The organism is Myxosarcina sp. GI1(2024), from assembly GCF_053543375.1.
The window spans coordinates 247,744-273,935 of the sequence record NZ_JBKGTY010000001.1; the positions used below are offsets into that span (position 1 = coordinate 247,744).

At 39.7% G+C, this 26,192-nt stretch carries 26 protein-coding genes and 4 pseudogenes; 25 read left to right on the plus strand and 5 right to left on the minus strand.

The window, feature by feature from the left end:
• From ACLFKQ_RS01230 to ACLFKQ_RS01295, 14 genes and pseudogenes are all read left to right on the plus strand, one after another.
• Positions 1 to 396, plus strand: a pseudogene (locus ACLFKQ_RS01230) (IS701 family transposase); the annotation flags it as partial.
• Positions 397 to 516: 120 nt separating this feature from the next.
• Positions 517 to 1,239: a class I SAM-dependent methyltransferase gene (locus ACLFKQ_RS01235; protein WP_448998109.1), complete on the plus strand. Its 723-nt coding sequence runs from the start codon at positions 517 to 519 to the stop codon at positions 1,237 to 1,239.
• Positions 1,240 to 1,274: 35 nt separating this feature from the next.
• Positions 1,275 to 2,260 (plus strand): annotated as a pseudogene (locus ACLFKQ_RS01240) (glycosyltransferase family 2 protein).
• Between the two features lie 50 nt (positions 2,261 to 2,310).
• A complete protein-coding gene (locus ACLFKQ_RS01245; RefSeq protein ID WP_448998110.1) occupies positions 2,311 to 3,288 on the plus strand; it encodes a glycosyltransferase in 978 nt (325 codons plus the stop codon).
• A 173-nt stretch (positions 3,289 to 3,461) separates the two neighbouring features.
• Complete coding sequence (locus ACLFKQ_RS01250) at positions 3,462 to 4,499, plus strand: polysaccharide pyruvyl transferase family protein (RefSeq protein WP_448998111.1); 1,038 nt, start codon at positions 3,462 to 3,464, stop codon at positions 4,497 to 4,499.
• A gap of 68 nt (positions 4,500 to 4,567) precedes the next feature.
• Complete coding sequence (locus tag ACLFKQ_RS01255) at positions 4,568 to 5,878, plus strand: Rieske 2Fe-2S domain-containing protein (protein WP_448998112.1); 1,311 nt, start codon at positions 4,568 to 4,570, stop codon at positions 5,876 to 5,878.
• Between the two features lie 227 nt (positions 5,879 to 6,105).
• Positions 6,106 to 7,038, plus strand: a complete 933-nt coding sequence (locus ACLFKQ_RS01260; RefSeq protein ID WP_448998113.1) for a glycosyltransferase family 2 protein — start codon at positions 6,106 to 6,108, stop codon at positions 7,036 to 7,038.
• A gap of 357 nt (positions 7,039 to 7,395) precedes the next feature.
• A complete protein-coding gene (locus ACLFKQ_RS01265; RefSeq protein WP_448998114.1) occupies positions 7,396 to 7,635 on the plus strand; it encodes a hypothetical protein in 240 nt (79 codons plus the stop codon).
• Between the two features lie 111 nt (positions 7,636 to 7,746).
• A complete protein-coding gene (locus ACLFKQ_RS01270) occupies positions 7,747 to 8,847 on the plus strand; it encodes an exostosin domain-containing protein (RefSeq protein ID WP_448998115.1) in 1,101 nt (366 codons plus the stop codon).
• Between the two features lie 87 nt (positions 8,848 to 8,934).
• On the plus strand, positions 8,935 to 10,203 hold the full coding sequence (locus ACLFKQ_RS01275) for a lipopolysaccharide biosynthesis protein (RefSeq protein ID WP_448998116.1): 1,269 nt from the start codon (positions 8,935 to 8,937) through the stop codon (positions 10,201 to 10,203).
• 160 nt (positions 10,204 to 10,363) lie between these two features.
• Positions 10,364 to 11,212 (plus strand): hypothetical protein, encoded by an 849-nt coding sequence (locus ACLFKQ_RS01280; RefSeq protein ID WP_448998117.1) that lies wholly within the window; start codon positions 10,364 to 10,366, stop codon positions 11,210 to 11,212.
• 65 nt (positions 11,213 to 11,277) lie between these two features.
• Positions 11,278 to 11,430 (plus strand): hypothetical protein, encoded by a 153-nt coding sequence (locus tag ACLFKQ_RS01285; RefSeq protein ID WP_448998118.1) that lies wholly within the window; start codon positions 11,278 to 11,280, stop codon positions 11,428 to 11,430.
• 86 nt (positions 11,431 to 11,516) lie between these two features.
• Positions 11,517 to 11,972, plus strand: coding sequence for a hypothetical protein (locus ACLFKQ_RS01290; protein WP_448998119.1), 456 nt, complete (start codon positions 11,517 to 11,519; stop codon positions 11,970 to 11,972).
• A 147-nt stretch (positions 11,973 to 12,119) separates the two neighbouring features.
• A complete protein-coding gene (locus tag ACLFKQ_RS01295) occupies positions 12,120 to 13,130 on the plus strand; it encodes a glutathione S-transferase family protein (RefSeq protein WP_448998120.1) in 1,011 nt (336 codons plus the stop codon).
• Positions 13,131 to 13,137: 7 nt separating this feature from the next.
• On the opposite strand, the gene ACLFKQ_RS01300 is transcribed toward ACLFKQ_RS01295, so the two are convergent.
• The 3 genes from ACLFKQ_RS01300 to ACLFKQ_RS01310 all read right to left on the minus strand — a co-directional run bounded on the left by ACLFKQ_RS01300 (position 13,138) and on the right by ACLFKQ_RS01310 (position 14,634).
• Entirely contained in the window at positions 13,138 to 13,503 is a 366-nt protein-coding gene (locus tag ACLFKQ_RS01300) for a DUF1818 family protein (protein ID WP_448998121.1), read from the minus strand.
• A gap of 58 nt (positions 13,504 to 13,561) precedes the next feature.
• On the minus strand, positions 13,562 to 14,155 hold the full coding sequence (locus tag ACLFKQ_RS01305; RefSeq protein WP_448998122.1) for a hypothetical protein: 594 nt from the start codon (positions 14,153 to 14,155) through the stop codon (positions 13,562 to 13,564).
• 251 nt (positions 14,156 to 14,406) lie between these two features.
• Positions 14,407 to 14,634 (minus strand): DNA-directed RNA polymerase subunit omega, encoded by a 228-nt coding sequence (locus tag ACLFKQ_RS01310; RefSeq protein WP_448998123.1) that lies wholly within the window; start codon positions 14,632 to 14,634, stop codon positions 14,407 to 14,409.
• Between the two features lie 159 nt (positions 14,635 to 14,793).
• Here ACLFKQ_RS01310 and ACLFKQ_RS01315 point away from each other — a divergent pair, with 159 nt between their 5' ends.
• The 11 genes and pseudogenes from ACLFKQ_RS01315 to ACLFKQ_RS01365 all read left to right on the plus strand — a co-directional run bounded on the left by ACLFKQ_RS01315 (position 14,794) and on the right by ACLFKQ_RS01365 (position 24,376).
• Positions 14,794 to 15,000, plus strand: coding sequence for a hypothetical protein (locus tag ACLFKQ_RS01315; protein ID WP_448998124.1), 207 nt, complete (start codon positions 14,794 to 14,796; stop codon positions 14,998 to 15,000).
• 107 nt (positions 15,001 to 15,107) lie between these two features.
• On the plus strand, positions 15,108 to 15,284 hold the full coding sequence (locus ACLFKQ_RS01320; protein WP_448998125.1) for a four helix bundle protein: 177 nt from the start codon (positions 15,108 to 15,110) through the stop codon (positions 15,282 to 15,284).
• 202 nt (positions 15,285 to 15,486) lie between these two features.
• Positions 15,487 to 16,164, plus strand: a complete 678-nt coding sequence (deoC, locus tag ACLFKQ_RS01325; protein ID WP_448998126.1) for a deoxyribose-phosphate aldolase — start codon at positions 15,487 to 15,489, stop codon at positions 16,162 to 16,164.
• A gap of 32 nt (positions 16,165 to 16,196) precedes the next feature.
• Positions 16,197 to 17,066, plus strand: a complete 870-nt coding sequence (gene recO, locus ACLFKQ_RS01330) for a DNA repair protein RecO (RefSeq protein ID WP_448998127.1) — start codon at positions 16,197 to 16,199, stop codon at positions 17,064 to 17,066.
• 49 nt (positions 17,067 to 17,115) lie between these two features.
• Positions 17,116 to 18,477, plus strand: coding sequence for an MFS transporter (locus tag ACLFKQ_RS01335; protein ID WP_448998128.1), 1,362 nt, complete (start codon positions 17,116 to 17,118; stop codon positions 18,475 to 18,477).
• Positions 18,478 to 18,646: 169 nt separating this feature from the next.
• On the plus strand, positions 18,647 to 19,822 hold the full coding sequence (locus ACLFKQ_RS01340) for a glycosyltransferase family 4 protein (protein WP_448998129.1): 1,176 nt from the start codon (positions 18,647 to 18,649) through the stop codon (positions 19,820 to 19,822).
• A 103-nt stretch (positions 19,823 to 19,925) separates the two neighbouring features.
• Positions 19,926 to 20,603, plus strand: coding sequence for a response regulator transcription factor (locus tag ACLFKQ_RS01345; RefSeq protein ID WP_448998130.1), 678 nt, complete (start codon positions 19,926 to 19,928; stop codon positions 20,601 to 20,603).
• A gap of 18 nt (positions 20,604 to 20,621) precedes the next feature.
• Positions 20,622 to 22,094, plus strand: a complete 1,473-nt coding sequence (locus ACLFKQ_RS01350) for a sensor histidine kinase (protein WP_448998131.1) — start codon at positions 20,622 to 20,624, stop codon at positions 22,092 to 22,094.
• A 150-nt stretch (positions 22,095 to 22,244) separates the two neighbouring features.
• Complete coding sequence (locus ACLFKQ_RS01355) at positions 22,245 to 22,853, plus strand: tetratricopeptide repeat protein (RefSeq protein ID WP_448998132.1); 609 nt, start codon at positions 22,245 to 22,247, stop codon at positions 22,851 to 22,853.
• A 275-nt stretch (positions 22,854 to 23,128) separates the two neighbouring features.
• Positions 23,129 to 23,278 (plus strand): annotated as a pseudogene (locus ACLFKQ_RS01360) (IS701 family transposase); the annotation flags it as partial.
• Between the two features lie 408 nt (positions 23,279 to 23,686).
• Positions 23,687 to 24,376, plus strand: a complete 690-nt coding sequence (locus ACLFKQ_RS01365; protein ID WP_448998133.1) for a potassium channel family protein — start codon at positions 23,687 to 23,689, stop codon at positions 24,374 to 24,376.
• 238 nt (positions 24,377 to 24,614) lie between these two features.
• Here ACLFKQ_RS01365 and aqpZ read toward each other — a convergent pair.
• Positions 24,615 to 25,398, minus strand: a pseudogene (gene aqpZ / locus ACLFKQ_RS01370) (aquaporin Z).
• A 239-nt stretch (positions 25,399 to 25,637) separates the two neighbouring features.
• Entirely contained in the window at positions 25,638 to 26,021 is a 384-nt protein-coding gene (locus ACLFKQ_RS01375) for a response regulator (RefSeq protein ID WP_448998134.1), read from the minus strand.
• Between the last annotated feature and the right edge of the window lie 171 nt (positions 26,022 to 26,192).

A 26,192-nucleotide genomic window follows, 5' to 3' on the forward strand; every position in this document is an offset into this window, starting at 1 on the left:
TTTGAAGATGCTGAAGATATTGACTACTTACTCACAAATGTTGAGGGAGAAATAGTAACCGAGCAATGGATAGTTCAAACTTATGCTCAGAGAAACTGGATAGAAGTTTTCTATCGAGAAGCCAAGGGATGGTTAGGATTAAAAGAGTATCAAGTTAGAGATAAGAAGAGTTTGGAAAGACATTTTATTCTAGTTTTTTGTGCCTATACTTTTATCCTTTGGCATAAGCTTACTGGAGGTTTAAGAAGACGTTGGGCGAACAAACCTTTGGAGACATTTCCTGAAGCATTAGAAGCTTTTCGTACAGGTATATCTTATCGTTTTGTCCAATGGTTGAACCAAAATCGCGACGTATTCGTAGCTTATAAAGCTAGTTTGGGCTTTGTTTGGTCTTGATTTTTGTTTAAGTACCGTTAAAAAAAACAGGAAATACATAAAACCACTAATTTAAAATTTATGTTGGTACTTAATAAATAAAAACTAATCAAAATTAGAACATTAGAAACATTAAAACAAATGAAAAAAGAAATAGAACTACTCAAAGAAGAGTTTGCTTACAAAATATCTGGTTGGAATCGCAGACGTAAATGGCAATTGTTTCAGAAAAACTTACCCATCACCCGCAATACATCTATTTTAGATGTAGGCTTTAGTGAAGAAGAATATAGTGAAACCGATAATTTCTTAGAGAAACATTATCCTTATCCAGAGCAGATTACTGCTTTAACTCTAGATACCCCCGATAAGTTTTTACACGCTCGCAAAGATTCAGAGTTTCAAGTTCCAGAAATTGAAATCTTACGCAAAAGAAAAGAATCTTCAGCACGATATCCACAAATCAAAGTTGTTAGCTATGATGGTAACTCTTTTCCTTTTCCCAATCGCTCGTTTGACATTTGTTGGTCGAATGCTGTCTTAGAACACGTTGGTAATTGGGAAGAACAGATTTTCTTTTTAAAAGAGATTAAGAGAGTTAGCAAAAGAGCCTTTATTACGACACCGAATAGAAACTTTCCCATAGAAGTACACACACGAACACCGATTCTACATTTTCTTCCTAAAAAAATCTTTGACCGATATTTGGTGTCTGTTGGCAAGGAATGGGCAGCAGGAGATTATATGTACTTATTGTCTCTTAGAGAGATTCACAAGTTGTTGAAAGCTGCCGAAGTTAGTAAGTATCAAATTTTTAAAAATAAGCTTTTGATTTTCCCGCTCGATTTTGTAATTATTTTTTGATAAAAGATTAGTTATTAATTCAATCAAGGAACTCAATGTCTTTACAAGCTACACCAAAAGTTTCAGTGGTTATTCCCGCCTATAATGCCATGACTTATCTTCCCGAAACGATCACAAGTGTTTTGCAACAAACCTATACGGATTTTGAAGTAGTAGTAGTTAATGATGGCAGTACTGACAAAATTGAAGAATGGATAGTTCAAATTAGCGATCCTCGAATCAAATTGGTTTCTCAAGCTAATTTAGGATTGGCAGGAGCGCGAAACACTGGAATCAGAGAATCTCAAGGAAAATATTTAGCATTTCTAGATGCAGACGATCTATGGGAACCAACCAAGTTGGAAAAGCAAGTGAAAATTTTGGAAAAGAATCCAGAAGTTGGTTTGGTATACACTTGGGTAACTTATATTGATGAGACAGGACAATCTACAGGTAGAGTTTTCGACCTCAGGCAGAGGGTTATGTATGGAAAAATCTCGTTGAGCGTAATCTGGTAGAATGCGGAAGTGTCGCCATGGTACGCAGTTCTTGCTTGGCTACTGTAGGACTATTCGATGAAGATTTAAGCTCTTTTAATGTAAACGAAGACTGGGATATGTGGCTGCGAATTGCCACTGAATATCCTTTCAAAGCTATTAAAGAGCCTCTCGTTTACTATCGGCAACATCTATCAAGTGGTTCGAGAAATTGGAAAGCAGTAGAGCAAAGTTTCCGCATAGTTATTGAAAAAACTTTTGCTAATGCGCCACTAAATTTTCTTTATCTCAAAGGAAGAAGTTATGGTTCTGCATACTTTTGTCTTGCCTGGAAAGCTCTTCAAAGTCGCGAACGCGATTATCAACGAGCCGCTGATTTCCGTAGTCAAGCTCTAGCATACTATCCAGGATTACGTTTTTCTAAAGAATACTTTCGCCTCAGTTTGGCTATTGCTATTATGCGTTGGTTTGGTTCCAATGGTTACGGTAAATTTTTGTCCCTGTTTTATAGTTTACGTCGTCGCGTAATGGCACTTCCACGATGAAATCTTACTAATTATAATTTGCAAATTTATAAATCCACTAGTTTAGAGTTATGCCTCAAATTTCTGTTATCGTTCCTGCATACAATGCCGAACGCACGATCCTGGAAACAATTCAATCTGTTCAGCAACAAACTTTTCAAGATTTTGAAATAATCGTTATTAATGATGGCTCTCGCGATCGCACTTTAGAATTACTAGAAACGGTTCGAGATGAGAGATTAAAAGTTTATTCTTATCCTAACGGTGGATTACCTACTACTCGTAATCGTGGTATTTATAATGCCATTGGAAATTATCTTTCTTTTATTGATGCAGATGATTTATGGACAGAAGATAAGCTAGAAAAGCAATTGCTAGCATTACAACAAAATTCCGAAGCAGGCGTTGCATATAGCTGGGTAGTATGCATGATTGAAAATTTGAATAATCCAAATAATATTAGTTTTGTTTCTGGCGCAAAAGTCGCTTTTATAGGAAATATTTATTCTGACTTATTGTTAGGAAATTTTATTGGCAATGGTTCAAATATTTTGGCACGACGAGAAGCAATTGAGTCTGTAGGAGAATTTGAACCAACTCTTAAATCCTGTGAAGATTGGGATTATTATCTACGACTGGCAGCTAAATGGGATTTTGTTCTCGTTCCCAAACCGCAAATTATTTATCGTAAGTCGGTGGGAAGCATGACATCTCATGCATCTACCATGGAAGCGGCCGGTATGCTTGTTTTAAGTAGAGCTTATCAAATTTCTTCTTTAAGTCTTCAAGAACAAAAAAACAGAAGCCTAGCTAACTTTTATCGTTACTGTGGAGAACTATATCTCTATAGTTCTCCTACTTTGCAAGATATTAGACGAGCTAGACAGAAATTGTGGCAAGCTATTCGCCTTTATCCGTTTATTTTATTAGAAAAGAATACTCAAATATTATTGATTAAGTTTTTATTAAAACAAATATTTCCAGCTGACATACTTGACAGTTTTGCTGCGTCAATTAAAAAACCTTTTTTAGTTAAAGATCCACGATAGTAGTTTATAATTTTTCGATTTTAAAAAAATTCGAAATGCTAAATTCAAAGGAAATAGTTTAAATAAATGATTGAATGATTAATTGTAACGCTAAAATAGATAATTTTTTTAAAAAACTTTTCTGCTATATCTACAAAGTCTCTTAGTTTAACAAAGGAATCATTGTATCTAACATGAAAATTCTTGTAGTTGGTTGGTTTAGTTTTGAAGACTGCAACGTTACTGCCGGAGATCTGATGGCACGAGATCTCGCTTGTCAGTGGATTGAACGAGCTGGTTATCATTATGATGTTGCACTTTTGCCGATCTTTAGTGGAGGAGTTGATTGGCGTACGGTCGATCCTGCCACTTATTCACATCTGGTCTTTGTTTGTGGTCCGTTTCCTCTGAACAAAATTACTAATGATTTTTTAAAACGTTTTAATTCCTGTCGTCTTATTGGTCTAGATTTATCAATAATCGAGCCAATTAATAGTTGGAATCCCTTCGATGTACTACTAGAAAGAGATAGTTCTGCGAGTTCACACCCAGATATTACTTTTCTTGCTCGTCATCCGAAAGTTCCTGTTGTGGGTATTATCCTCGTTCATCCACAAGCTGAATATGGTAGTAAAGGCAAATATAAAGTTGCTAATGAAGCTATTAATCGACTCATTACTTCGCGAGAAATGGTAGCAGTTGCTATTGATACTGGTTTGGCTCCTAATACGACCAATCTCCGTAGTTCAGCCGAAGTAGAATCCCTTATTGCTCGAATGGATGTTGTAGTAACTACACGCCTGCATGGTACTGTTCTCGCTCTTAAAAATGGAGTTCCTGTAGTTGCTATCGATGCAATTGCTGGAGGTGCGAAGGTTTCACGCCAAGCAAAAACCATTGGTTGGTCGAATGTGTTCTCTGTTGATAATCTTTCAGATGAAATGTTGACCAAAGCTTTTGATTACTGTCTAACCGAAGATGCAAAAGCACACGCACAAAAATGTCGCGATCGTGCGATTCTAGGAGTAGAAGAAATCCGCAAGCAATTTATTACTGCTCTAGAGCCGTCAAATCAATCCACTGCAAGATTTTGGTCTCAAGCAGCACTCAATAAATCTAAATCTTTCGATCAGCTTTTGCCAAATCTTTGGAAACAGGCGATCCCGATTAGGTATGAGATTACAGGTAGTATTAGAAACTGGTTATTTAAGCAGCTTTTTCGACCCCAATAAGACAGTAGCTCGGCAACTGCGTGATTTTTATTAACTTCCAAATTTTATCTAGTTTGAAAACATTAAATATGCTAAATATCAATCTGACAGCTAAACCTTTAGAAATCGAACCTCAAGTATCAATCCCCTTGAAAAATATCAATAAACGTCTAATGTCTGGCGAAGTTATTGTAGTTCCCCAATGTTTACAGGCTATTGGTTACTACGAACTCCTGCAAGAAGCTAGTCTAGAGGGAATTCGTCAGGCTGTGGGTGAGGAGAAAGCTACACAAGTCAAAAATCGAGGCTTTGAAGCTCTTCATGACATTATTACTTTGGACGAGCTATCCTTAGTTAGCGGTCGCACTTATGAGACTGTTCGTACGATAGCTCCAGAACTATCAAAAATACTGGTCAAAAAAGTATTTCAGCAAGATCGACCTTTTTACTGTGAAGAATATCCCAACGTACGGTTTCATGTTCCTTACGATGTAGTAGCACAGAAAAAAAGTGTATTTGGCAAGTTCTATTGGAATGGCAAAGTAACAGCCCACGGTCCCCATCATGATAGTTGGTATCAATGTCCTTTCAATTGTATTAATATCTGGATTGCGGTTGGTTCAGTCAAAATCGGTAATGGCTTGAGTATTTATCCTCAAATCTATGGAAAACGTCTTCCCTGTACCAAAGATGGTAAAATCCTGCCCGACCAGTACTTCGGTTCAATTACCAATTTTGAGCTAAAATCAGGGGATGCGCTCATTTTTCATGGAGAGCATCTGCATAGTTCTGAAATTAATAGCACAGATGAAACTCGATGCGTTGTCAGTTTGAGAATGACTTTAGAGAAGCCACAATTCCTCGACCAGTCGCCTTATAAAGATAACTACATTTACTATCATCCTAATCATAAATTAAAGGCAAGGTTGACCGAACTGCTGAGAGGAATATTACGCCGTCTGAGAAAACAAATTAACTCTTCTCTAGGTAAACAAGAACAACAAAACTACATTCTTTCGGAACTTGCTGGGACAGTTTTTGATGTTACATCTACAAATTTCCCCAAACCTATCTCACTTAAGACTGTTGAAGAAACTTCTCGAGATGAAACTAAGTTTATCTTTGACTCCTCAGATTTACCCACAGGCACAATCAAACCTTTATCCAAAAAGCTATGTGTTGCCCGATTGGATAATCAAAAAGTGGTCGCTTTTAGCAGATATTGTCCTCATGAAGCAGCAGATTTAGCAGGAGGTTTTTTGCGAGACGGACAAATTTTCTGTCCTTGGCACAATTTAGCATTTAGCCTAGAAGATGGTTCTAGTCGCTGCCAATCGCTGTCTTCATTGACTATTGTTAATTCCATTGAAAATAGCGACAAAGTAGAAATTCGCAGTTGAAACAGAAAGCAATTAAGCGATCTCGGTAGCCAAATTCTGTGAGCAAGCGATCGTAACCAATGGTAGATGTAGTATATGCGATTTTATTTCCTATCAATGAGTTTTGACTAAGTAACTAGTGATTTCTAAACAGCAAGTTTCTGGTCCTTACTGCTTCAAATCCTCGCCTTATAGCATTCACAGCAATAGTTTGCTGAAATTGTAAAAATCAAGTTTTAAGGTTTCTTATGCAAAATACAAAAGTCACTCTAGTTGTAGTTCCAAGAGAAAGATTTAGTTATACTCAAAAATCTCTGGAAAGTATATATCAGAATACAAAATTTCCCTTTAACCTTATCTATGTGGATGTAAATTCTCCGCCTCAGATTAAACGTTACCTCGAAATGCAAGCTCAGGAGAAGAGCTTTCGCCTAATTCGAGTAAATAGCTTTCTTACTCCAAACCAGTCTCGCAATCGAGCACTACCTTCTGTTGATACCGAGTATGTTGTGTTTATTGACAATGATGTTTTAGTTAAACCAGGTTGGCTAGAGTCACTAGTTAAGTGTGCTGATGAAACTGGAGCCTGGATGGTTGGACCGCTTTGTTTAGAAGGTGAAGATTTCGCAAAAGTTCACATGGCTGGAGGAACTTACGAGTTCAAACAACGTGATGGCAAGCGCTGGATGATTATGAGGCGTCCATACTTTAGAACCCCTTTATTTAAGGTGCGAACTGATTTTCAACGTCAGCCATGCGATGTTAATGAGTTTCACTGTTGTCTAACTCGTATGGATGTATTTGAGCAATTTGGATCATTTGATGAACAATTCATGAATGTGGGTATACAGGATGATTTTTGCTTAACATTGCTTAAAGCTGGTAAACCTGTCTACTTTGAGCCAACCTCTGTCATGAGCTATGTTCCTCCTACAAGACTTGTCCTTTCAGACATCCCCTTTTTCTTTACACATTGGAGTCAGGCTTGGTTTGATAAAAGTATCAATCGACTACAGGAAAAATGGAACATTACTGAAAATTCGCCAGTAATCAAGGGGAATAAAGTATTCTTAAAAGGACAAAAGTACTCTATATGCCCGAAACCTCAAGAAAAATTTTTTAACATTAAGGCATTGCTACTTCTTGGAAATCTCCTACAGAAGCAATCGCATTCGCTATGAATAAAAAACAAAAAGCTCTATTTTATAGGCATTTCAGTGAGTATTTCCTCAGAGGCTTCAAAAGTTTTTTAAATGCGACTTAGACATTTTTTAGTCTACAGCACCCTCAAATGTATATACACCTAAGTTCTACAAAGACTCAAAGTCTTATTCTTTCGTAAGTTGAAATTTGTATTATTTCGTTAAGAGATTAATAATTTCTGTTTTTATCGATTTTCAAGAAAAAAATTATTTCTTTCAGACATAACCAATCAAAATTCATTGGACGCTCCCGTTATGTACAGTAATTACTTTAATTGAATCATTGAATCATATGGTTGGAATGATTACTTAGAAACGTCTATTTATTTAGGAATTATGTCTAGAAAAACTTTTGTAGCAGGTTGGTCTAACTTTGAAGGGTGCAACGTTACGCTCAGCGATCTAATGGCACGAGATACTGCCTGTGAACGGTTACAAAGTGCTGGTTATAGCTATGATGTTGCTCTTACACCTCCCTTTACTGATGGTGTTGATTGGCGTTCAGTCAATCTTAATACTGATTCAGATGTTGTGTTCGTATGGGGTTCCTTACCTCTATCGATGAGTTTTGACTAGGTGATAATGATTTATAAATAGCAAGTTTATTGTCCATGCTGCTTCAAATCCTCGCTTTGTGGTATTCACAGCAATAGTTTACTGAAATTATAGAAAAAATCAAGTCGGGCAATGGAGATTAATACAAAGAAGTTAAATATTTTTTCTGAGTATAATTATTCGCTAGAAGGAAAAGCATATGAACCGATACTTTATCCCTTCTGGGGAAAACCTTTAGGCAATTCTAAAGTTTTGAGAAATGGACCTTATCCCTGGAATGAATGTTTTGATAATTATATAAAAGTTGGAAAGTCCATTTTTCGACTGTCTTCTCTAGAGAAAGCAGATGTAGCAATTGTGCCTCTCAACTTGGTAAAGCTAGAAACTCCAAAAACCAAAGTTCAGATAATAAAGTTTTTGGAAAAGACACGGCAGGCTGGAAAGCTAACCATGAGCTTCTTCGGTGGTGACCACTCTCATACACAACTCCCAGCTTACTGTGATTTGGTATTTCGTCACTCCATGTACGCTTCTACTAGGAAACCGAATGACTTCGCTATGCCAGCTTGGGGAGAAGATTTTATCAAAACTTATTTTAACGGTCAAATCATACTGAAACAGAAGCAACTTAAACCAACCGTAGGTTTCTGTGGTTTTTCATCAAAAAAAAATTTTAAGACATATGGAAAATTTATTTTGTATGAAACTGGAAAGTTTTTTCAAAAACGACTAATTTCGAGATATAACATAGGTCATGTTATACGGTTTAAGGCTTTGTCCACTCTATCTAAAAGCTCATTAGTAAAAACAAATTTTGTTTTGAGAGACCAAGCTTTTTTTAACCAAAAAAACGCGAATTCACAGAAAACGGTTCGAGAAGAATATACTCAGAATCTTATAGAAAGTGATTATGTTTTCTGCTGTCGAGGATATGGGAACTTCTCCTTCCGCTTTTATGAAGCTCTTTCCTGTGGGCGAATTCCAGTTTTTGTTAATTCAGATTGTGTTCTTCCATATGATTTTGAGATCGATTGGAAAAAGTATTGTGTTTGGGTAGAAGAAAATGAAATCTCGTTGATTGCAGAAAAAGTTGCTGAGTTTCATGAAAAACTTCAACCCCAAGAGTTTTTAGATTTACAGTACGAATGTCGAAAAATTTGGGAACAGCGATTGTCTCCTGAAGGATTCTATTCCAATTTGTATCGCCACCTTCCCCTAGTCTCTGGTAAATAGAAAAGAGAAGGTGCTAATTTTGATTTGTTTTATATTACTGACATCGAAAACTCTGATGTCAAACAGCCAAAACTTTAGGGATAGTTAATGTTAATTGCCAGACTTCAAAAAGCTTTCTCAGGTTCCTATATCCGCAATGTAGGCTGGATGGCTAGTGCAGAGATAGCTAATCGCATTATCCGTTTAGCAAGCACTGTTATCTTAGCCCGAATGTTCAGTCCACAAGACTATGGATTAATGGCAATTATCTATACTGTATGTGACTTTTTTCAGGTATTTACCCTTAGAGGTGGAGTTGGCTCCAAGATTATTCAGGCAGATGAACGAGATGTAAACGCGATTTGCAGTACTGCCTACTGGCTAAACTGGATTGTTTGTAGCTCGGTTTTCATCATTCAATGTCTTGTTGCCCTTGTTCTTCCCTACTTTTCGGAGGAGCCAAACCTCACTTTACCGTTAATTGCTGTTGCCTTTACCTATCTGGCATATCCGCTTTTCCTCATTCATATGACCTTAATCCAACGAGAGAACCGATTCAAAGCTGCAGCAACTTGTAATGTCGTTGTCTCTCTGGTTTCAAGTATTGTTACTGCAATACTTGCTTTGTTGGGAATGGGCATTTGGTCAATTATTTGGTCAATGATTTTATCTTTTCCTATTACTATTATCCTTACTTGGAAATATCATCCTTGGAGACCACCTCTTCACTTTACTCTAGAGAAATGGCGAGAGATTCTCGATTTTGGCGGCAATTTGCTAATTACCAAACTGTTAAAAAAATTCCGCGCTAACATAGATTATTTAATTGTTGGAAAATACCTTGGGGTTGAAGCTCTGGGAATCTATTATTTTGCCTTTAATTCCGGCTCGGGAATTACGATAAGTATCCTTAATACATTTCTGTCTCCTATGTACCCTTATATCTGCGCGGTTAGAAATGATTATAGGCAGTTTAAGAAACGCTATTTTAGCAGTCTTAAAAGAGTGACTGTAATTCTCGTTCCACTTATCTTATTGCAAGCTTGTTTAGCTCCTATATATGTACCTATAATTTTTGGCAGTAAGTGGACTTCTGCTATTCCAGTATTGATTCTAATTTGTCTGTCTGTGATTCCCAAGATTTACTCTTGGGCTGCCTTTTTATTACTGAATGCAATTAATCGACCAAAAATTTCATTGCAGATAAGCTTAGTATTTACAACTATTTTTATTATTTCCCTCCTTGCCGTCGTGAAGGCTGGTATCGTATGGGTTGCTTTTACTGTATTGTTAAATAATCTAATATTATTATCTATTTTTACTATTTGGATACACCGATTTGCTTTAAATCAAAAGCATTTCCCGCAACTTAAATAGTGATTTCAACAAGGTTCACATAGCTAGAGGAACTTACGATTCAAACCACATATACAAGGTTGGTAAATTTATGTATCTCCTCGACAATTATGCTAAACAAAAAGTTGCAAGTTTTCAAAAGAAAAAAATCTTAGATATTTCCTAGAAACACTAGAAACATATGTTATTTGTTAAAATGAAAAAATATCTCTCGCTGCTCTTTTTCTTCATCATAGTGGTTAGCTTCTGTATTGCAAACCAGGTAGATTCTCTAGCTGAAAACCCAATTAATGTAACAGATAAATGGAATAGAAATCAAATTGAGCTAATAAAAACTATAAATTACGATATGACTGCTCCGCATGAGGGAAATCCTAAAGGTGTTTCAACAAGTATAGAGTGGGCCACGAGTCCTCGTATAAATATGGGAAACGATCCATGGGAATTCAAAGCTATTATAGCTTGGGGGCATTTGTATGAAGATGATAGTGGGAATCCTGCAACTAACACCCGTGTACAAATCAAAGAGATTAAGGCATACATGCTCAGTAAGCGAGATGGCAAATGGCATCTTTTGCAAAGCTCGAAAAAAGTTGAAGGTGCTGCTTACCGAGCAGATTATGCTAATAATGAAAGCAAACCCGCGGACATTCGTTACGAAAAGGACGGAAGCATATCAGTCAAGGCAGGTCAAGGGTACAATTTTCACTTTTGGACTCCCCGAAGGAGTAATATCGATCCCACTGATATCGCTGGTATTGTTACTAGTGTAAGAGCAAGGCTCATAGTTAATAATCCCCAACAACCAGATGATAGATCTAAGGCTCGTTATCTATTGGGTATGGGTGGGGATTATTGGAGAGACCAAACTGCTCAGTGGAATAAATCCTGGACTAACAACGCCGATATAGGTATTGGTAAATTCAAATATGTCAAACCATGGTGGCGGTATTTCACTATGACTACTCTTTCACCAACTGAAATTTGTCAAAATCCTCCTCCTGTCGATCGAGCGATGAGTACTGATTAAATTGGTTGACGGGTAAAAAGTTGCATACATCATTAATTATTTTGAAATATGGTCTTAAATATAATGTGCCTGAGAAATCTAATTTTTACGAAAATACAGAAATTGACATTGATGCGGTAGTTCGTGCTTACGAAAAAGGTAAGGGAGTTTCGAGTAACCCTACCGTAACTGAAGAAAGTAAAAGAATACTTTTCGGACAAAAAGCAAGGCGAAGTTAATCGTTACCAGTGGCAAAACTCTAGGGTTTGACAGACAATTGTCAAAGTACGAAGTGACTTAAGCTCGAGAAGAATTAATGTAGAGAATGCAGTCAGAACTGACTAGGATCGCAGGAATAATTAAATCCGGTCATCGAGTAGCATCGGGAATGGCTGAAGATAGCCCTTACGATCGCGGTACGATTGAAATGCAATTACCTCATTTCCAAAAGTTTGGACTCGATCTCAGTTCTTACTTTTTTGGTACGTTAAATATCTCAATTGCACCTCACACCTTTGAGATCGAACGACCCCAATATACTTTTAAAAATGTTAAATGGCATCCCGATTATCCAGCGGAAGATTTTTCTTTTTCGCGATGTCAAGTAATTGTTAAAAATATTAGCTATTCGGGACTAATTTATTATCCCCATCCCGAAACTAAAATCGGACATTTTCAAGATGACTCAATATTAGAAGTAATTGCTTTACCGATTCCCGAGATTAGTTATGGCGATCGCTTACAGTTAGCTCTCAAGGCGAGAGAAATTAAGCTCTACTGACGAGTACAACCAGCAATTCTCGACCTCTATACTTTTAAGTAGCCGCATTATTTCTTCGTTCCAGTAATTATGAGAACACGAGTTGGTAGCTACCTGACTTCCATATTTCATAATTAAATAATACAGGGTAAAAGCAAATTTAAAAAAATGTCTCAAAATAAATCGCTTCCGAGTAAATTTATCGTTAAATTGGGCAAATTTGTCTGGACGACGATGTGGCAGATTATGATGTCCCAACTCGCGCCGCGTAACAATTCTGGAGAATACGTTCGCCCCAAAAGTCAGTTTCGAAACTTTATCGACACCGAAGCCGATAATCCCTATCAACCAGAACCCCAACGCTATCGTTTGTATGTCGGTTTGGGGTGTCCCTGGGCACATCGTACTTTGGTAACTAGGGCTTTAAAAGGATTAGAAGATGCGATCGCCGTATCGACCGTTTATCCTTCTGCAGACGAAGGAATTTGGGTACTAGAAAAATCCGAATTAGGCTGTCGTACCTTACCCGAACTGTATCAGTTAGGACAACCTGGATACATGGGACGTTCTACCGTACCAGTATTATGGGACACTCAGAACGAAACAATTGTTAATAACGAGAGTGCAGAAATTATCGTAATGCTCAACTCTCAGTTCGATCGCTTTGCCACCAATCCCGATTTGGATCTCTATCCCAATGAACTAAAAGCCAAGATCGATCGCTGGAACGATAAAATCTATCATACGGTCAACAATGGGGTATATCGTTGCGGTTTCGCTCAAACTCAATTAGCATACGATCGCGCTTGTGAAGAACTGTTTGCCACTTTAGATGAAATCGATCGCCTTTTAACCTCTAACCGCTATTTGTGTGGCAATACGGTTACCTTAGCAGATGTGCGACTGTTTACCACCTTATTTCGCTTCGATATCGTCTATTACGGATTATTTAAGTGCAATCGCTGTCGCATTCGCGACTACGATAATTTAGGTGCTTACCTACGAGATTTATATCAATTACCAGGAGTTGCCGATACTTGCGATCTAGAAAGCATCAAACGAGATTATTATGGCAACCTGTTCCCACTCAATCCTGGGGGAATCATTCCTGCAGGTCCCGATCTGACCAACCTCCTTCAACCCCATCATCGAGAAAAAATTACGGCGAATATTGGATAAACTAAACTTATAGCACTACCATTCTGTCAATGGCTTGCGCCATCTCTACTGCTACACCTGGTTGCCAATTTCCCTCACACCGGCGATCGCCTGCTAAAATCAGACGCAAAGAATAAGCGTGGGGATAACCTTCTACTTCCATCCACAGCAATTCGCTTTCGGCTTCGCAAGCCATTCTTTCCTCGTCCATCAGTTCTTTTTCCATTTGTGCCATCGTAGTTACGAGTTGCTGTAAGAGACGACCAAAATCTTTAAATTCGGCGGCGGTTAATTCGATCGCCCACGCGTTGCTACCTACCAAACCCTGATACTTTTTAGGTTCTGAGTCCCAACCAATACGCCAATTAGCACCTTTTTTTAATAAACGTTCCACTTAATTATTTTAAAAGTCTAACCTTGTTAGGGAGCTAAGAGAGGCTGAATTCAGCTAACTATGGCAACAATAAATCTGCATTGCCTCTTTGGGGGAATTGGGTATTATTGTTGTTTTCTGAAGTTGGCTGAGGTTGAGCGGCAGAGTTGGTATTGATTTCTTCTGATTCAGGATTGTAGATACTTAATAATGTTTCTACTAATTGATTTCTCTGTTGGCGACTCAAACTTTCAATAACTGCGCGATCGCCCCGATAGGGATTTTGGGTAAGGGTAGTACTGCCAGGATAGCGAGCCTCTGGAATTAATTCATTAACACCTAGATAATCTGCTAGGGTTAGTTTCCAATCTAGCCGATAATTCACAGGACGATCTTTAACGTATTGGTGATAGCGAATTAGTCGCTCGATCAAAGTGTTCTGTTGTGCTACTTTGCCTGTTTCTTGGCTTAGATACTGATTTTCTAAGGGAAATTCGGCTAATCGCTGGTAAGCTATTTCTGCCGCAGCATCTGGACGAATGCTACTAACATTTGTCGGTAATTGTTGGGCATACGATGCGATCGCCGCAAAGACCATGTTCGCTGTAACGAAAACGATCCAGCCAAGAGCAAAGGCGAGCGCTCTACGGTAAATTTTATCCTTTAATTTCATCTAACTGCTGGCAAAAGTGTCGATCTTTTACAAACAAGATTGGGTGATAGCGATCGCTAAACTAGTAAACAAATTTTTTCATCAATCTTCGCCTCACCCAACCCACTTCGAGTAATTGCTAAACTATTTGGCGATCGTGTTTCTATTAAAGTGGTTTGCAGAACCTTTAAGGAGGTAAAAGCTGAAACTAGATTGAGAATCAAACATGGGAATTTTGGATGTAATTCTCGATGGTGCAAACCGTTTTATTCCTAGTCGCCGATAATTTCTGGTTGAGTTAGTTCGTCAGACATTTCGATAATGGCGCGAATTGCGGGTTTCATCATTGGCTCGTCAAAACTATCTATTTCTTCATAACGACGGCGCTTGGCTCTATTGGCTACCTGAACGGTAATCCGATAGCGATTGGAGGCAGCGTTCATTAGTTCGTCAGCACGATACATAATTTCAGAAGAGTCAAAAGAACTTTTTTTGTTCATACCAGAAAGGTTATTGTTTCAGAAGTTAAGTATAATCTAGTCTAGCAATAAGTAAGTCTCGAGCGTATTGGCGATCGCTGTAAAAATCCTGTTGTCAATAAACTGCGAGCTCGTAGACGATCGAAACGCACTATATTAACAATCAACACACAATTTCTGATGAACTCCGAGCGCAAATTTGCTTTATTAGTCTTGGGCATTCCTCTAGTCGGTCTATTATATTGTGGTTTGGGTATAGCTTTATTTACTTCCAGCACTATTGTGAGAGAATATCCCCTAGTCACTGGCGGTATCTTTATTCTGTTGCCGTTTGGCATCGCTGCCTATATTTGGATCTCGGCTTCGGCTAGAGCTTATAAGAAGTAAAGATAAAAGTTCACAATTCCCCGCAGTAAACGGACGGGGATTGTAAGGAAGAGGGAAGAAGGTACAATAACAAATTCATCAAACTTCTTTCTTCAAACTTCAAAAAAATGAGCCACAGAAAACAATTTATTTGGAAACGTAGCGTCGAGCTTTGTGTTATTTGCTATCGATTAACCAAGCATTTTCCACAATCAGAACTATACGGTTTAACCAATCAAATCAGACGAGCAGCAGTATCCGTGCCATCCAATATGGTTTCTACTTTACAGAAATTATCTAAATAACCTTGTTCCCTCTTCCTTCTTCCTTTGAGAAGCGGCGAGAAAGCTTTGTTCTTTTAGGGCAAAGATGAATTGCCGCCGCTTCTCGGTAAAAATTATTCTGCGCTGCTCTTCTTATCATTAGTCAAAGCGTGACTTAGAGCTAAAGTCTGTAAAAATAATAGATAGAATTAGCGCAATAAATAAAGATTAAATATATTACATTATGCCCGCACCAGGTCTAGATATCGATCTTGCTACCTATATCGACCACTCTTTACTGCAACCTTCAGCAACAGCAGAACAGGTAAAACAGTTATGCCAGGAAGCTTTTGTATACAATTTTCCTGCGGTTTGTGTTTATCCTACAGCAGTCAGGCAAGCCGCAGAGTTACTTTACGATAAAAAAACTAAGGTATGCACGGTAATTGGTTTTCCTACCGGTGCTACTACTTCTGCTGTCAAACTATACGAAGCCCAAGAAGCTACGGAAAACGGTGCGACAGAACTAGATTTAGTAATTAATTTAGGTTGGGTTAAAACTAAGGAAACCGACCTAATCTATCGAGAAATAGCTCAAATTTGCGAAGAAACCGGACAAACAGTTAAGGCGATTTTGGAAACTGCCGTGCTTAGCGAAGCAGAAATTAGATTGGCAGGAGAAATTTGTCTCGATGCTGGGGTGGCATATCTCAAAACCAGTACGGGATGGTTCGGCGGTGCCACCGTAGCAGCGGTACGGCTATTGCGAGAAATTACTGGCGGACAAATTGGAATTAAAGCTTCTGGGGGAATTCGTACTCTAGAACAAGCAATAGAATTAATTCAGGCTGGTGCTACTAGGTTAGGTACTTCTCGCGGGCTCGATTTAATGCGCCAGCAGCGAGAACCCGATAACAAGTAGAGAGGTAAACCAAATTTAATTAATAATACTTAATGAATCAAAAATATAAGGCCACGGGGATCGTGCTAAAAGGCTCGCCCCTAAAAGAAAGCGATCGCCTGGTAACTCTGTTAACCTCAGAATATGGTTTAGTGCGCGCTGTCGCTCCTGGAGCTAAAAAGCACAAGTCTCATCTACGCGGTAGAACCGAGCTATTCGTAACTAATGAATTTTTAATCGTTAAAGGGCGTTCTTTAGATAAGATAATTCAAGCCGACACGCTCTATACCTATCCTGGTTTGAGCCGGGATCTTGGCAAACTGGCTACCGCCCAGTATTTAGCAGAATTATCTCTATCTCTAGCTTTGAGCGAACAATCTCAAACTCCGCTATACGAATTACTCAACGAACATCTACGTCGGTTAGAACGATTAGATTTGCAGCAGTCAGTATATCCCAATTTAACCCAAGCAGTATTTCACCTATTGGCAATTGCGGGTATTGCTCCGCAAGTTTATACTTGTTGCCAGACTCAAAAACCAATTGCTCCTGACTTTACCAGTTCTCGGTGGCGTGTGGGATTTAGTTTTAATAGTGGCGGAACTATAGATCTCGCTCTCAAACAGTCTAATTCCCCAAGCCAGCCAAATAGGGAGAGGGATTTGGAGTTTACTGAAGCTGAGGGCGATCGCTATCCTACGATTAATTATAAAGTAAACGCGATCGAACTGACTATCTTGCAACTACTCAAGAATAATTCTTTACCAGTAAGCGAACTGAGTGCCTGGGAAAAAAGCCAAAATTTATCTTTGGCAACTACCTGGATCCGAGTCGAAAAAATTTTGCGTGAATACATTCAATATCAGCTTGGTAAACCGATACGCTCTGCCACTTTAGTAGATAATTTATATGTAGAATTCTAAATCTCAATCCTAGCAATCATTACTAATTGAATCGAGATCGACTGAAACAATGCATCTTTCAGACACCAAAAGCAGCCAAGAACAAAAACATCATTCACCTTCTCAAGCGATCGCCCAAGAGAAAGGGTTCGCTCCCGTCTTAAAAAATAGTCGCTTTCTCACTTTGTGGCTGGGTCAAATATTTTCTCAACTAGCAGATAAAGTTTATTTAGTTTTAACCATCGCCATTATTGCCGATCGCTTTCAGTTACCCAACCAACCGATCAGTAAATGGGTATCGCCGATTACGATCGCCTTTACTATTCCTGCAATACTATTCGGTTCTTTGGCGGGAGTATACGTCGATCGCTGGCAGAAAAAATCTATTTTAGTTATTTCCAATCTGATTCGGGGTATTTTAGTCCTAATTCTACCACTTCTGTTGTGGACATCTACAGGAAAACTCTTTGGTTGGGGAATCTCGTTGGGTTTCGTGTTGATGTTGGGCATCACTTTTGCCGTATCCACCTGTACTCAATTTTTTGCTCCTGCCGAACAAGCGGCAATTCCGCTAATAGTCAAAGATAAACATTTGCTCGCCGCTAACTCGCTGTACACGACGACGATGATGGCATTGCTGATCGTTGGTTTTGCGATTGGGGAACCTTTACTGAGTTGTGCTGACTGGTTGGGTACTAGAGCGGGGTTACCGAGTAATATTGGCAAGGAAATTTTAGTCGGTGGTGCCTATGCGATCGCCGGAATTATTTTACTCTGGTTAAATACGGGAGAACGGCAACAAAACCTAGAACGGAAGCAGCCTCACGTTCTTTCGGATATTTGGGATGGAATTCAATATTTAAAAACTAATAAACGGGTGCGTAACGCTTTAATTCAGCTAGTAATTCTATTTTCCGTTTTTGCTGCTTTAGTGGTACTGGCAGTAAGTATGGCTGATGCCATTCCTCAAATCGATGCCGATCAGTTTGGCATTTTGTTGGCGGCAGCAGGAGTGGGGATGTCGGCTAGTGCGGCTATTTTAGGTCACTGGGGTCAAAAATTCGATCGCGCTCGGTTGAGCTTTTTGGGTTCGGTGGGTGTAGCCTCATCTTTAGTAGGATTGTCTTGGGCAACTACCAATCTCTGGTTAGCTTTAGCGATCACTGCTTTACTGGGAGCTTTTGCGGCATTAGTCGGCATCCCGATGCAAACTACTATTCAGTCAAAAACCCCTCCAGAAATGCGCGGTAAAGTCTTCGGACTGCAAAACAATGCAGTTAATATCGCTCTGTCTTTACCCTTGTTTCTAGCAGCAGAAGCCGAATCCAGATTTGGTTTACAGGCGGTAATTTTAAGTCTAGGTGCAATCGCTCTAATGGGGGGTATTTTAACTTTGTATCTTACCCGAGGCAAAAAAAAAGCAGTCTCTTAAGCAAGTGAAAAGCCATAATAATTCAATTTTTAAGATTGAGAAAACTAGAAAAAATCAGACAATGGCAGCATATCTGGTAAATTAACTAAAAGTCGGTCGATATCAATTCAGATTGTCGAGCGATTTACGGAGCTATTCCTTATTGTTGCCTGAAAAAAAGAACATTTGAATGCATATTGCTTGGCTGGGAAAAAAATCACCGTTTTGCGGTAATGTTACCTATGGTCGGGAAATAACTAACGTATTGTTAGAGCGAGGCTATCGGGTTAGTTTTCTTCATTTCGCCCAGTCTTCAAGCGATAGCGAAAGCGAACCTCATTTGACTGTAGATAATCTACACGATCCCCATTCGGAAATTACACTGCCGTTTATTTATAAATCTCAGGTTTATACCATACCCACTCCCAAATCGAGTAAAATTTTGTGGCAATCTCTTCATCGATTACAGCCAGACTTAGTACACGCTTCTTTGACTCTATCTCCCCTCGACTTTTTACTACCCAAAATCTGTGAGGAGCTAAAATTACCTCTAATTGCCACTTTCCATCCCCCATTTGACAACAAAATTCGCACTCTCAAATCCAGCACCCAATATCTCACCTATCAGCTCTACGCACCTTTTTTAGCTCGCTACGATCGCACGATCGTTTTTAGTGAAATTCAGCGAGATTTACTAATCGAATTGGGAGTACCGGCATATAAAGTAGTAGTCATTCCCAATGGCGTAAATGAGAAAAAATACTCTCCAGGTTTTACTAGGGTTAAAGAGAGTCTCAAAGCTAAAAAATTATTCGTCTATCAAGGACGCATTGCTACTGAAAAAAACGTCGAAGCTCTATTAAAAGCCTGGAAACACTCCGATTTTGGCAAAGACAGTCTCTTGCTCATTGTAGGAGACGGACCGCTGAGAGCTGCTCTACAACCTCACTACGACAAAGAATATAACATTTTCTGGATGGGATTTATCTCCGACGAACAGCAGCGCATTGACATTTTAAGAGCCGCAGACGTGTTTATTCTGCCTTCTTTAGTCGAAGGTTTATCCATTTCGCTGTTAGAAGCCATGGCTTGTGGAGTAGCTTGCTTGGCCACCGATGCTGGTGCCGATGGAGAAGTCTTAGAAGGTGGTGCCGGAGTGGTGTTAAATACCCAAAATGTTACCGCTCAGTTAAAAATTCTGCTTCCTTTATTACACCACCATCCAGAAATGACCGAGCTGTTGGGACGAAAAGCCAGACAACGAATTCTAGAACGTTATACTTTAGATCGCAATCTCGACCTACTCGAACGGCTGTATGCTGAAGTTTTACAGCAATATCTCGGTTGGAAACACTCAATTTATTGAACTAGTTACCGAAAACGGTTGCAGGCTGCTTTCGCTCCAAAATAGCTTGACAACGTTATATCACGAGCGTAATCTATAAGTATACTTACCAAAGGGATAGGCGATGAGAATTCTCCTGGTAGAAGACGATCCCGAGCAGCTCGAACCCTTGCAAATTGCTCTAACTCATGCGGGACATATCGTCGATGGAGTTGGGGAAGGGCAAACCGCTCAGTGGCTGCTGGAAGAGAAAGCATACGACTTATTGATTTTAGACTGGATGTTGCCCGATATCAGCGGACTCGAAATCTGCCGCCAGTATCGACAAGCTGGAAAAACTGCACCCGTACTGATGCTTACCGCTAAAGATACTCTATCTGATAAAGTTAGCGGTTTAGACAAGGGTGCCGATGACTACCTAATTAAACCAGTAGATATGGTGGAATTATTAGCTAGAGTTAGAGCTTTAGGACGGCGATCGCCTGTTTGGAGTGGTGATATCTTAAAAGTAGCCGATCTACAACTCCATCTGACAAGTCTGACTGTAGAACGGCAAAAAATCGCCGTGCAACTGTCAAACCGCGAGTTTCACCTACTAGAATATCTGCTGCGCCATCCTCGGCAAGTATTGACCCGCGATCGCCTAGAACAAGCTCTATGGGACTGGGGAGAAGAGCCTGGAACTCATGCACTGACAACCCTAGTCAAACGACTGCGACAACGTTTACGAGAAATTGGAGCGGAGAATTGGATTGAGGCAGTTTATGGCATGGGCTATCGTATCAGCCCACCTGAAAATTGAGCGAGACTTGGTGGTAAGATGAACCCTTTTGCCAAGTTTTACAGTCAGTTTTGGCACACTTTGCCAGTTCGCCGTCGGGGAACCATAATTATTGCGATTCCCGTTACCAGTTTATTTGTTTCCCTGGGGATCTTTGTTTGGTTTAAGTCTAGCTTAATTGAAGACGAAATCTGGGTTCGGCGCACTCAGCAGATTAGGCTAGAAACCAAGCAACTGCTAAGCGCTTTCTCAGACGCGGAGACGAATATGCAAAGTTATGGTCTGACGGGTCGTTCGGAGTTTCTCGAGTCTTACGAAATTGCTGTCGAGGGGATTCCCGAAACTTTAGAAAAACTCGAGCGGTTGGCACGAGACAATCTCCACCTGCAAAAACAGTTAGTCAAAGTCGAGGAATTGATGGAACAAAGTCTGGGCTTAATGAGTCAGAAGATTGGGTTTCAGGATTTAAACCAGAGTAATGGTTCAGAAGAGTTGGTTATTTCTACTGCTCTGCTCTACGATTGGCTCGAGGAAGGCAAAACTACCATCGAAACTACCCGCAATCAAATCCAAGAGTTAACGGAAACAGCAGAACAGGTTTCAGCAAGACGCAAACAACATCAAAATTATTTTCGCCAACTCACTTGGGCGATCTTTACCCTCTCAGCAGTTTTGGGAATCGCTTCGGGGCTTTTAGCAATCTATCTATTTCGTCAGCTCGCACGGGAACTAACCAAAAACCAACAGAAATTAAAACAAAAAAATTTACAGTTGCAAGAGCGCGAGCAATCTTTACTCGAGACAAATCAACGCCTCGAACAAGTTTGCGATCGCCTGCAGCGTTTTACTGCCAATGCTTCTCATGAATTACGAACTCCACTGGCTACAATTTTGAGTAATGCCCAGCTGGGGTTGATTACTGCCGCTGACGATCCCGAGTTTCTCTGTCAGCGTTTAGAAAAAATTGTGGAAAAATCCAAGTCGATGAGTACGCTGGTGAAAGAGTTGCTCTTTCTGGCTCGTTGCGAAACTGAATTACCAATTGAAAAATTCCAGCCTACAAATTTAGTTGAATTGTTGAAGAATCTGACTCCAGAGTGGACGGAGCGAGCCAAAAATCAAGACCTACAGCTGAAGGCACAACTTCCCGAGCGTTCTCTCATAGTTATGGCCGATCCCAATCTAATTTGCCAGGTCGTAATTAATCTACTCAGTAACGCCTGCCGCTACACTCCTGCCGGTGGAATCGTGCAGCTACGCCTCTCACCACAGGGCGATCGCGCTACAATTGAGGTCGAAGACAACGGAGTCGGGATTTCGGCAGAGAATTTGCCCCACATTTTCGAGCGTTTTTATCGAGTTTACCCGTCACCAAGCCGAATCAAGGGCGGTTCTGGATTGGGATTAGCGATCGCAGAACAAATTATTCGGGCTCATCGAGGTACTATTTCAGTTAGCAGTATCCTCGGTCAGGGAACTACTTTTCGAATCGTTCTACCCGGCAAAGGTTAATCAACAATAATCAACATATTATTAGAGTGTTAATGGGGTTGCCATTTTTTAGCCATAATTGTGCTCTATCCTTAGAGACATAAGCAACTCAAGCTAATAATTCCACTGTCGATCTCGATCGGCTACGGTACTACAAATGGAGTTACAATCATGTTAAGCGCACTTTTAACTACTTTAATTACAATTACTACTTTTATCATCTCGGCTTACGCTCTCAATCATCATCGAAGAATTTACTACAAAGGAGTTTCATGTCGTTTTCAGGGAGAATATCAAACTGCCATTGAATATTACACTCGGGCGCTCGAATTAAAGCCCAAATTTGCTCATGCATACTATAGCAGAGGAAATGCTCAGTTCGAACTTGGAAATTATTTAAAGGCACTTAACGATTATTCCCAGGCTATTGAGTTCGAGTCGGATTTTGTCGAAGCCTATTATAATCGAGGTAACACTCATGCGGCTCTTGGCAACTGGAAAGAAGCTCTGGCAGATTTCACTCAGACTGTTCGTCTTGACTCAGAACATGCTAAAGGCTATGGCAATCGAGGATTTGTTTACACTAAGCTGAATAACCCTCGAGATGCAGAGCGAGATTTTCGGCAAGCAATAAATCTCTTTTTGCGCCAAGGCGATTTACAAAACTATCAGCTTGTAAGACAATATATGGGCGATGAGAAGGCTCCAGCCGAGCTAAATCAAAATTCAGCACTGGAGGCAAATTCTGCCCCTCAGCTTATCGAAGTTGGAGTTGTCTGACAGGCTCAGTGGAGTTAACCATAAATTTACGATATTATCGATAGACATTAAAAAGACTGGTTTTAAAAGCGTAACTTTTTGACCAGCTCGAACTACAACTATAGAACTTTCGCATTGACAGAAGGGAGAAATTGTGTAGATCGATCCTGGCTATAAGCGATCGCTGCTAGGAGAAAAGCGATAAGGCTTCGGAGTAAACCTTCAACTGAGCGATGTAATCTAGAGCAATATATATATTTTTTCTAATGATATTAGAGTCAAAATACACCGGAAAAATTAGATTTTATCACAGAGCCTTGAAATAACTATGTGGATTATCTAAGTTTCAAGTAAGAAAAATGCAATCTATTCTTACTCATGTGTTCTGTTCATTAAGACCATTTTGTCAATTAGAACTTATGAGAATTAAAGCAACTATAGAGTCTTAGTATTCACTCCAAAGAGAGCTTTCTTGAAAAGTAGCACGAAAATTTATTTTAGAATAATTATCTATCTTGGATTCTCTAACTACATAACTCTCATTTTCTGGCAACGCGAAACTCTTAAGCTTTTACCCTCAGAGCGCCAGCGATCGCCATAACGCCAATTGAAAGAAGAATTACCACCTTATGGCGTGTCTGCGAACTCAAACCCAACCAAAGTGTAGTTACTTTTCATCAAACCCCTTTTCTGCATTACTTTGCAACTCTCTATTTTATTTTTTGCCCCGTACATAGCTTTAAGACAAATAATCCAGAACCACTCGTTTCCTATACTCTATCGGTGGGATAAGCTGAATCTCCAACATAGAATAAAATGTCAATAACGGAAATTAATTCAGGTAAAAATTAGATTTGAAATCTCTAAGTTTTTTAACCAATCCCTCTCGCCAAAATCGCCAGTATGCCGTAATTGGCTTGGGGCGTTTTGGTAGAGCAGTCTGCCAAACCCTACATGAAATGGGCTGTGAAGTTTTGGGTACGGATATTGATGAGAAATTAGTTACGCAAGTATTGACGCAAAAAATTGCTTCTCATGCAGTTCAGCTCGATTCTACCGAACCAGAATCTCTCAAAGAGGCTGGTATTTTTGAAATCGATACGGTAATTGTAGCGATCGGTAATTATCTTCAAGAAAGTATTATAACCACTCTGAATGTCAAAGAAGCAGGAGTAGAATATGTCATAGCTAAAGCCTCTTCAGAAATTCACGGTAAAGTCTTGCGCAGAGTTGGGGCAGATCGAGTGGTTTTTCCAGAACGAGAAGCTGGTTGTGCCTTGGCGAGAACTTTAAGTCAACCCGCACTTTTAGAGCGTTTTGAGTTAGATCCCGAAAATAGCATTGTCGAGATTTTAGTTCCAGAAGCTTTTCACGACAAAACCATCGCTCAATTAGAACTCAGAAGACGCTATGGAATCAGCATCTTAGCTATTGGTGACGGAGACAAGTTCGTTACCAATCCCAGCCCCCAACAAACCCTAAGGAAAGGACTAGTTATGGTGGTCATTGGCAGTAACCGCAGTATTCAGCGTTTACCAATTTAAAGTAATCTTTTTAAGATTTTAAAGATTGGGTTTGGGCTAATATAGCTGGTTCACTGCTGCGATCGCCGGCGGAAATATTCTATTTAATTTTTAATTTGGCGATCGCAACTACAGGAATAGCAACTTCCCACTTACCCAAGACTTTGAACGGAACAATAGCAAGAATCTAGAGATTGGGAGCAAGCAAAAAGACTCTCGGTATTGAGCACACTTAAATCTTGACAAGATTTTATCAATTTTAAGTAATTCTTTCTCCGACTGTGGGAGTAGTTTCCCTAACCACTCGCGGCTCGGCAAAAACGGTATTGTATACCCATCCAGCTAATACGGCACCGAGAATGGGAGCCACCCAAAATAACCACAACTGTCCGACTAACTCTACTCCAGCAAAAACAGCTACTCCCGTACTACGAGCGGGGTTAACCGAGGTATTAGTGACGGGAATACTAATTAAGTGAATCAAAGTCAAAGCTAACCCAATGGCAGCCGGCGCAAATCCTGCGGGCGAGCGAACGTCGGTAGCTCCTAAGATAATAATCAGAAACATAAAGGTTAAAACCACTTCGGTTACCAAGCAGGCAAACAATGAATAACCACCGGGAGAATGTTCCCCATAACCATTAGTAGCCAGAGGATTGGAACCAGCAAGACTAAATTCAGGGTTGCCACTGGCAATAATGAGAATAATTAGTCCAGCGACGATCGCACCTAAGACCTGAGCGATAATGTAGGGAAGCAGTTCCCCGCCTGAAAAACGCTTACCCGCCCATAGACCAAAGGAAACGGCTGGATTGAAGTGACCGCCAGAAAATATGTCCGACGGCATATGCCATGGTCAATACTGACAAACCAAAAGCGAGAGACACTCCGACAAAACTAATGCCGAGAGGAAAAAAAGTATCCTGTCCAATTACATTTTCTTCGGACGTGAATACACCAGCTAGGACGGCACTACCGCATCCACCGAGAACGAGCCAAAAAGTGCCAATAAATTCTGCAAAACATTTTTTAAAAATTGACATGATTTACCTCTATTTCGTTACCAGAAAAGCGAGAGAGTCTGGGGTTGAGATCGAGCAAAATACTTTCTATCAGGGCGATAAAGACTTTATAGCTTAAAGATTTTACTTAATTCTAGTTACAACTGACTCAATCATTTTGCAGAGTACACCAAAGAAATAAGAGAGAAATAAGAACTTATAAAAAAGTTATAAGGATATAGTGTCGACACCATAATCTCGTAGTTTTAAAGATTTTTAATCTATGCTTTTTGCCAGCCGAGAAGCTTGGCAATCTCTGTGGGAAGGGAGACGGGATTGAACGGTGTAGCGATTGCCCCTACTACACCAATTTCTCGCAGCTGTTGAGCAGTCAACCATTTGGCTTTGGCTGTAATTAAAACTATGGGAATATATCGCCATGAAGACTGTTTTATTTCTCGCAGCAACTGCAAACTAATAGCTTCTATAGGAAATCGAACCTCTAAAAGAATGGCATCAGGTGGTTCTAAAGTTGACTTTGCTAGCCCTTCTCGAACAGAAGAAGCCAAAATGACATTCCAGCCACCAAAATCACTCAAGCAATGACGCAAAACCTCTCGAACGTCGAATTCAAAATCAATTAGTAAAATAGATTTATTCGTCATGACTATTGAGTTGCATGGCTTCATAGAGATTGCTTCGAAGATGACTCGACAGTCGCAACCTCATGGCTTATGGCTGTGGAATTCAGCCTTAGTTTCTAGTTAGCGAAACCTAGGAGCAGAAGTCCCTAATTAAAATATTTAGAATAAAAAAATAAGAAATTTATACACAAA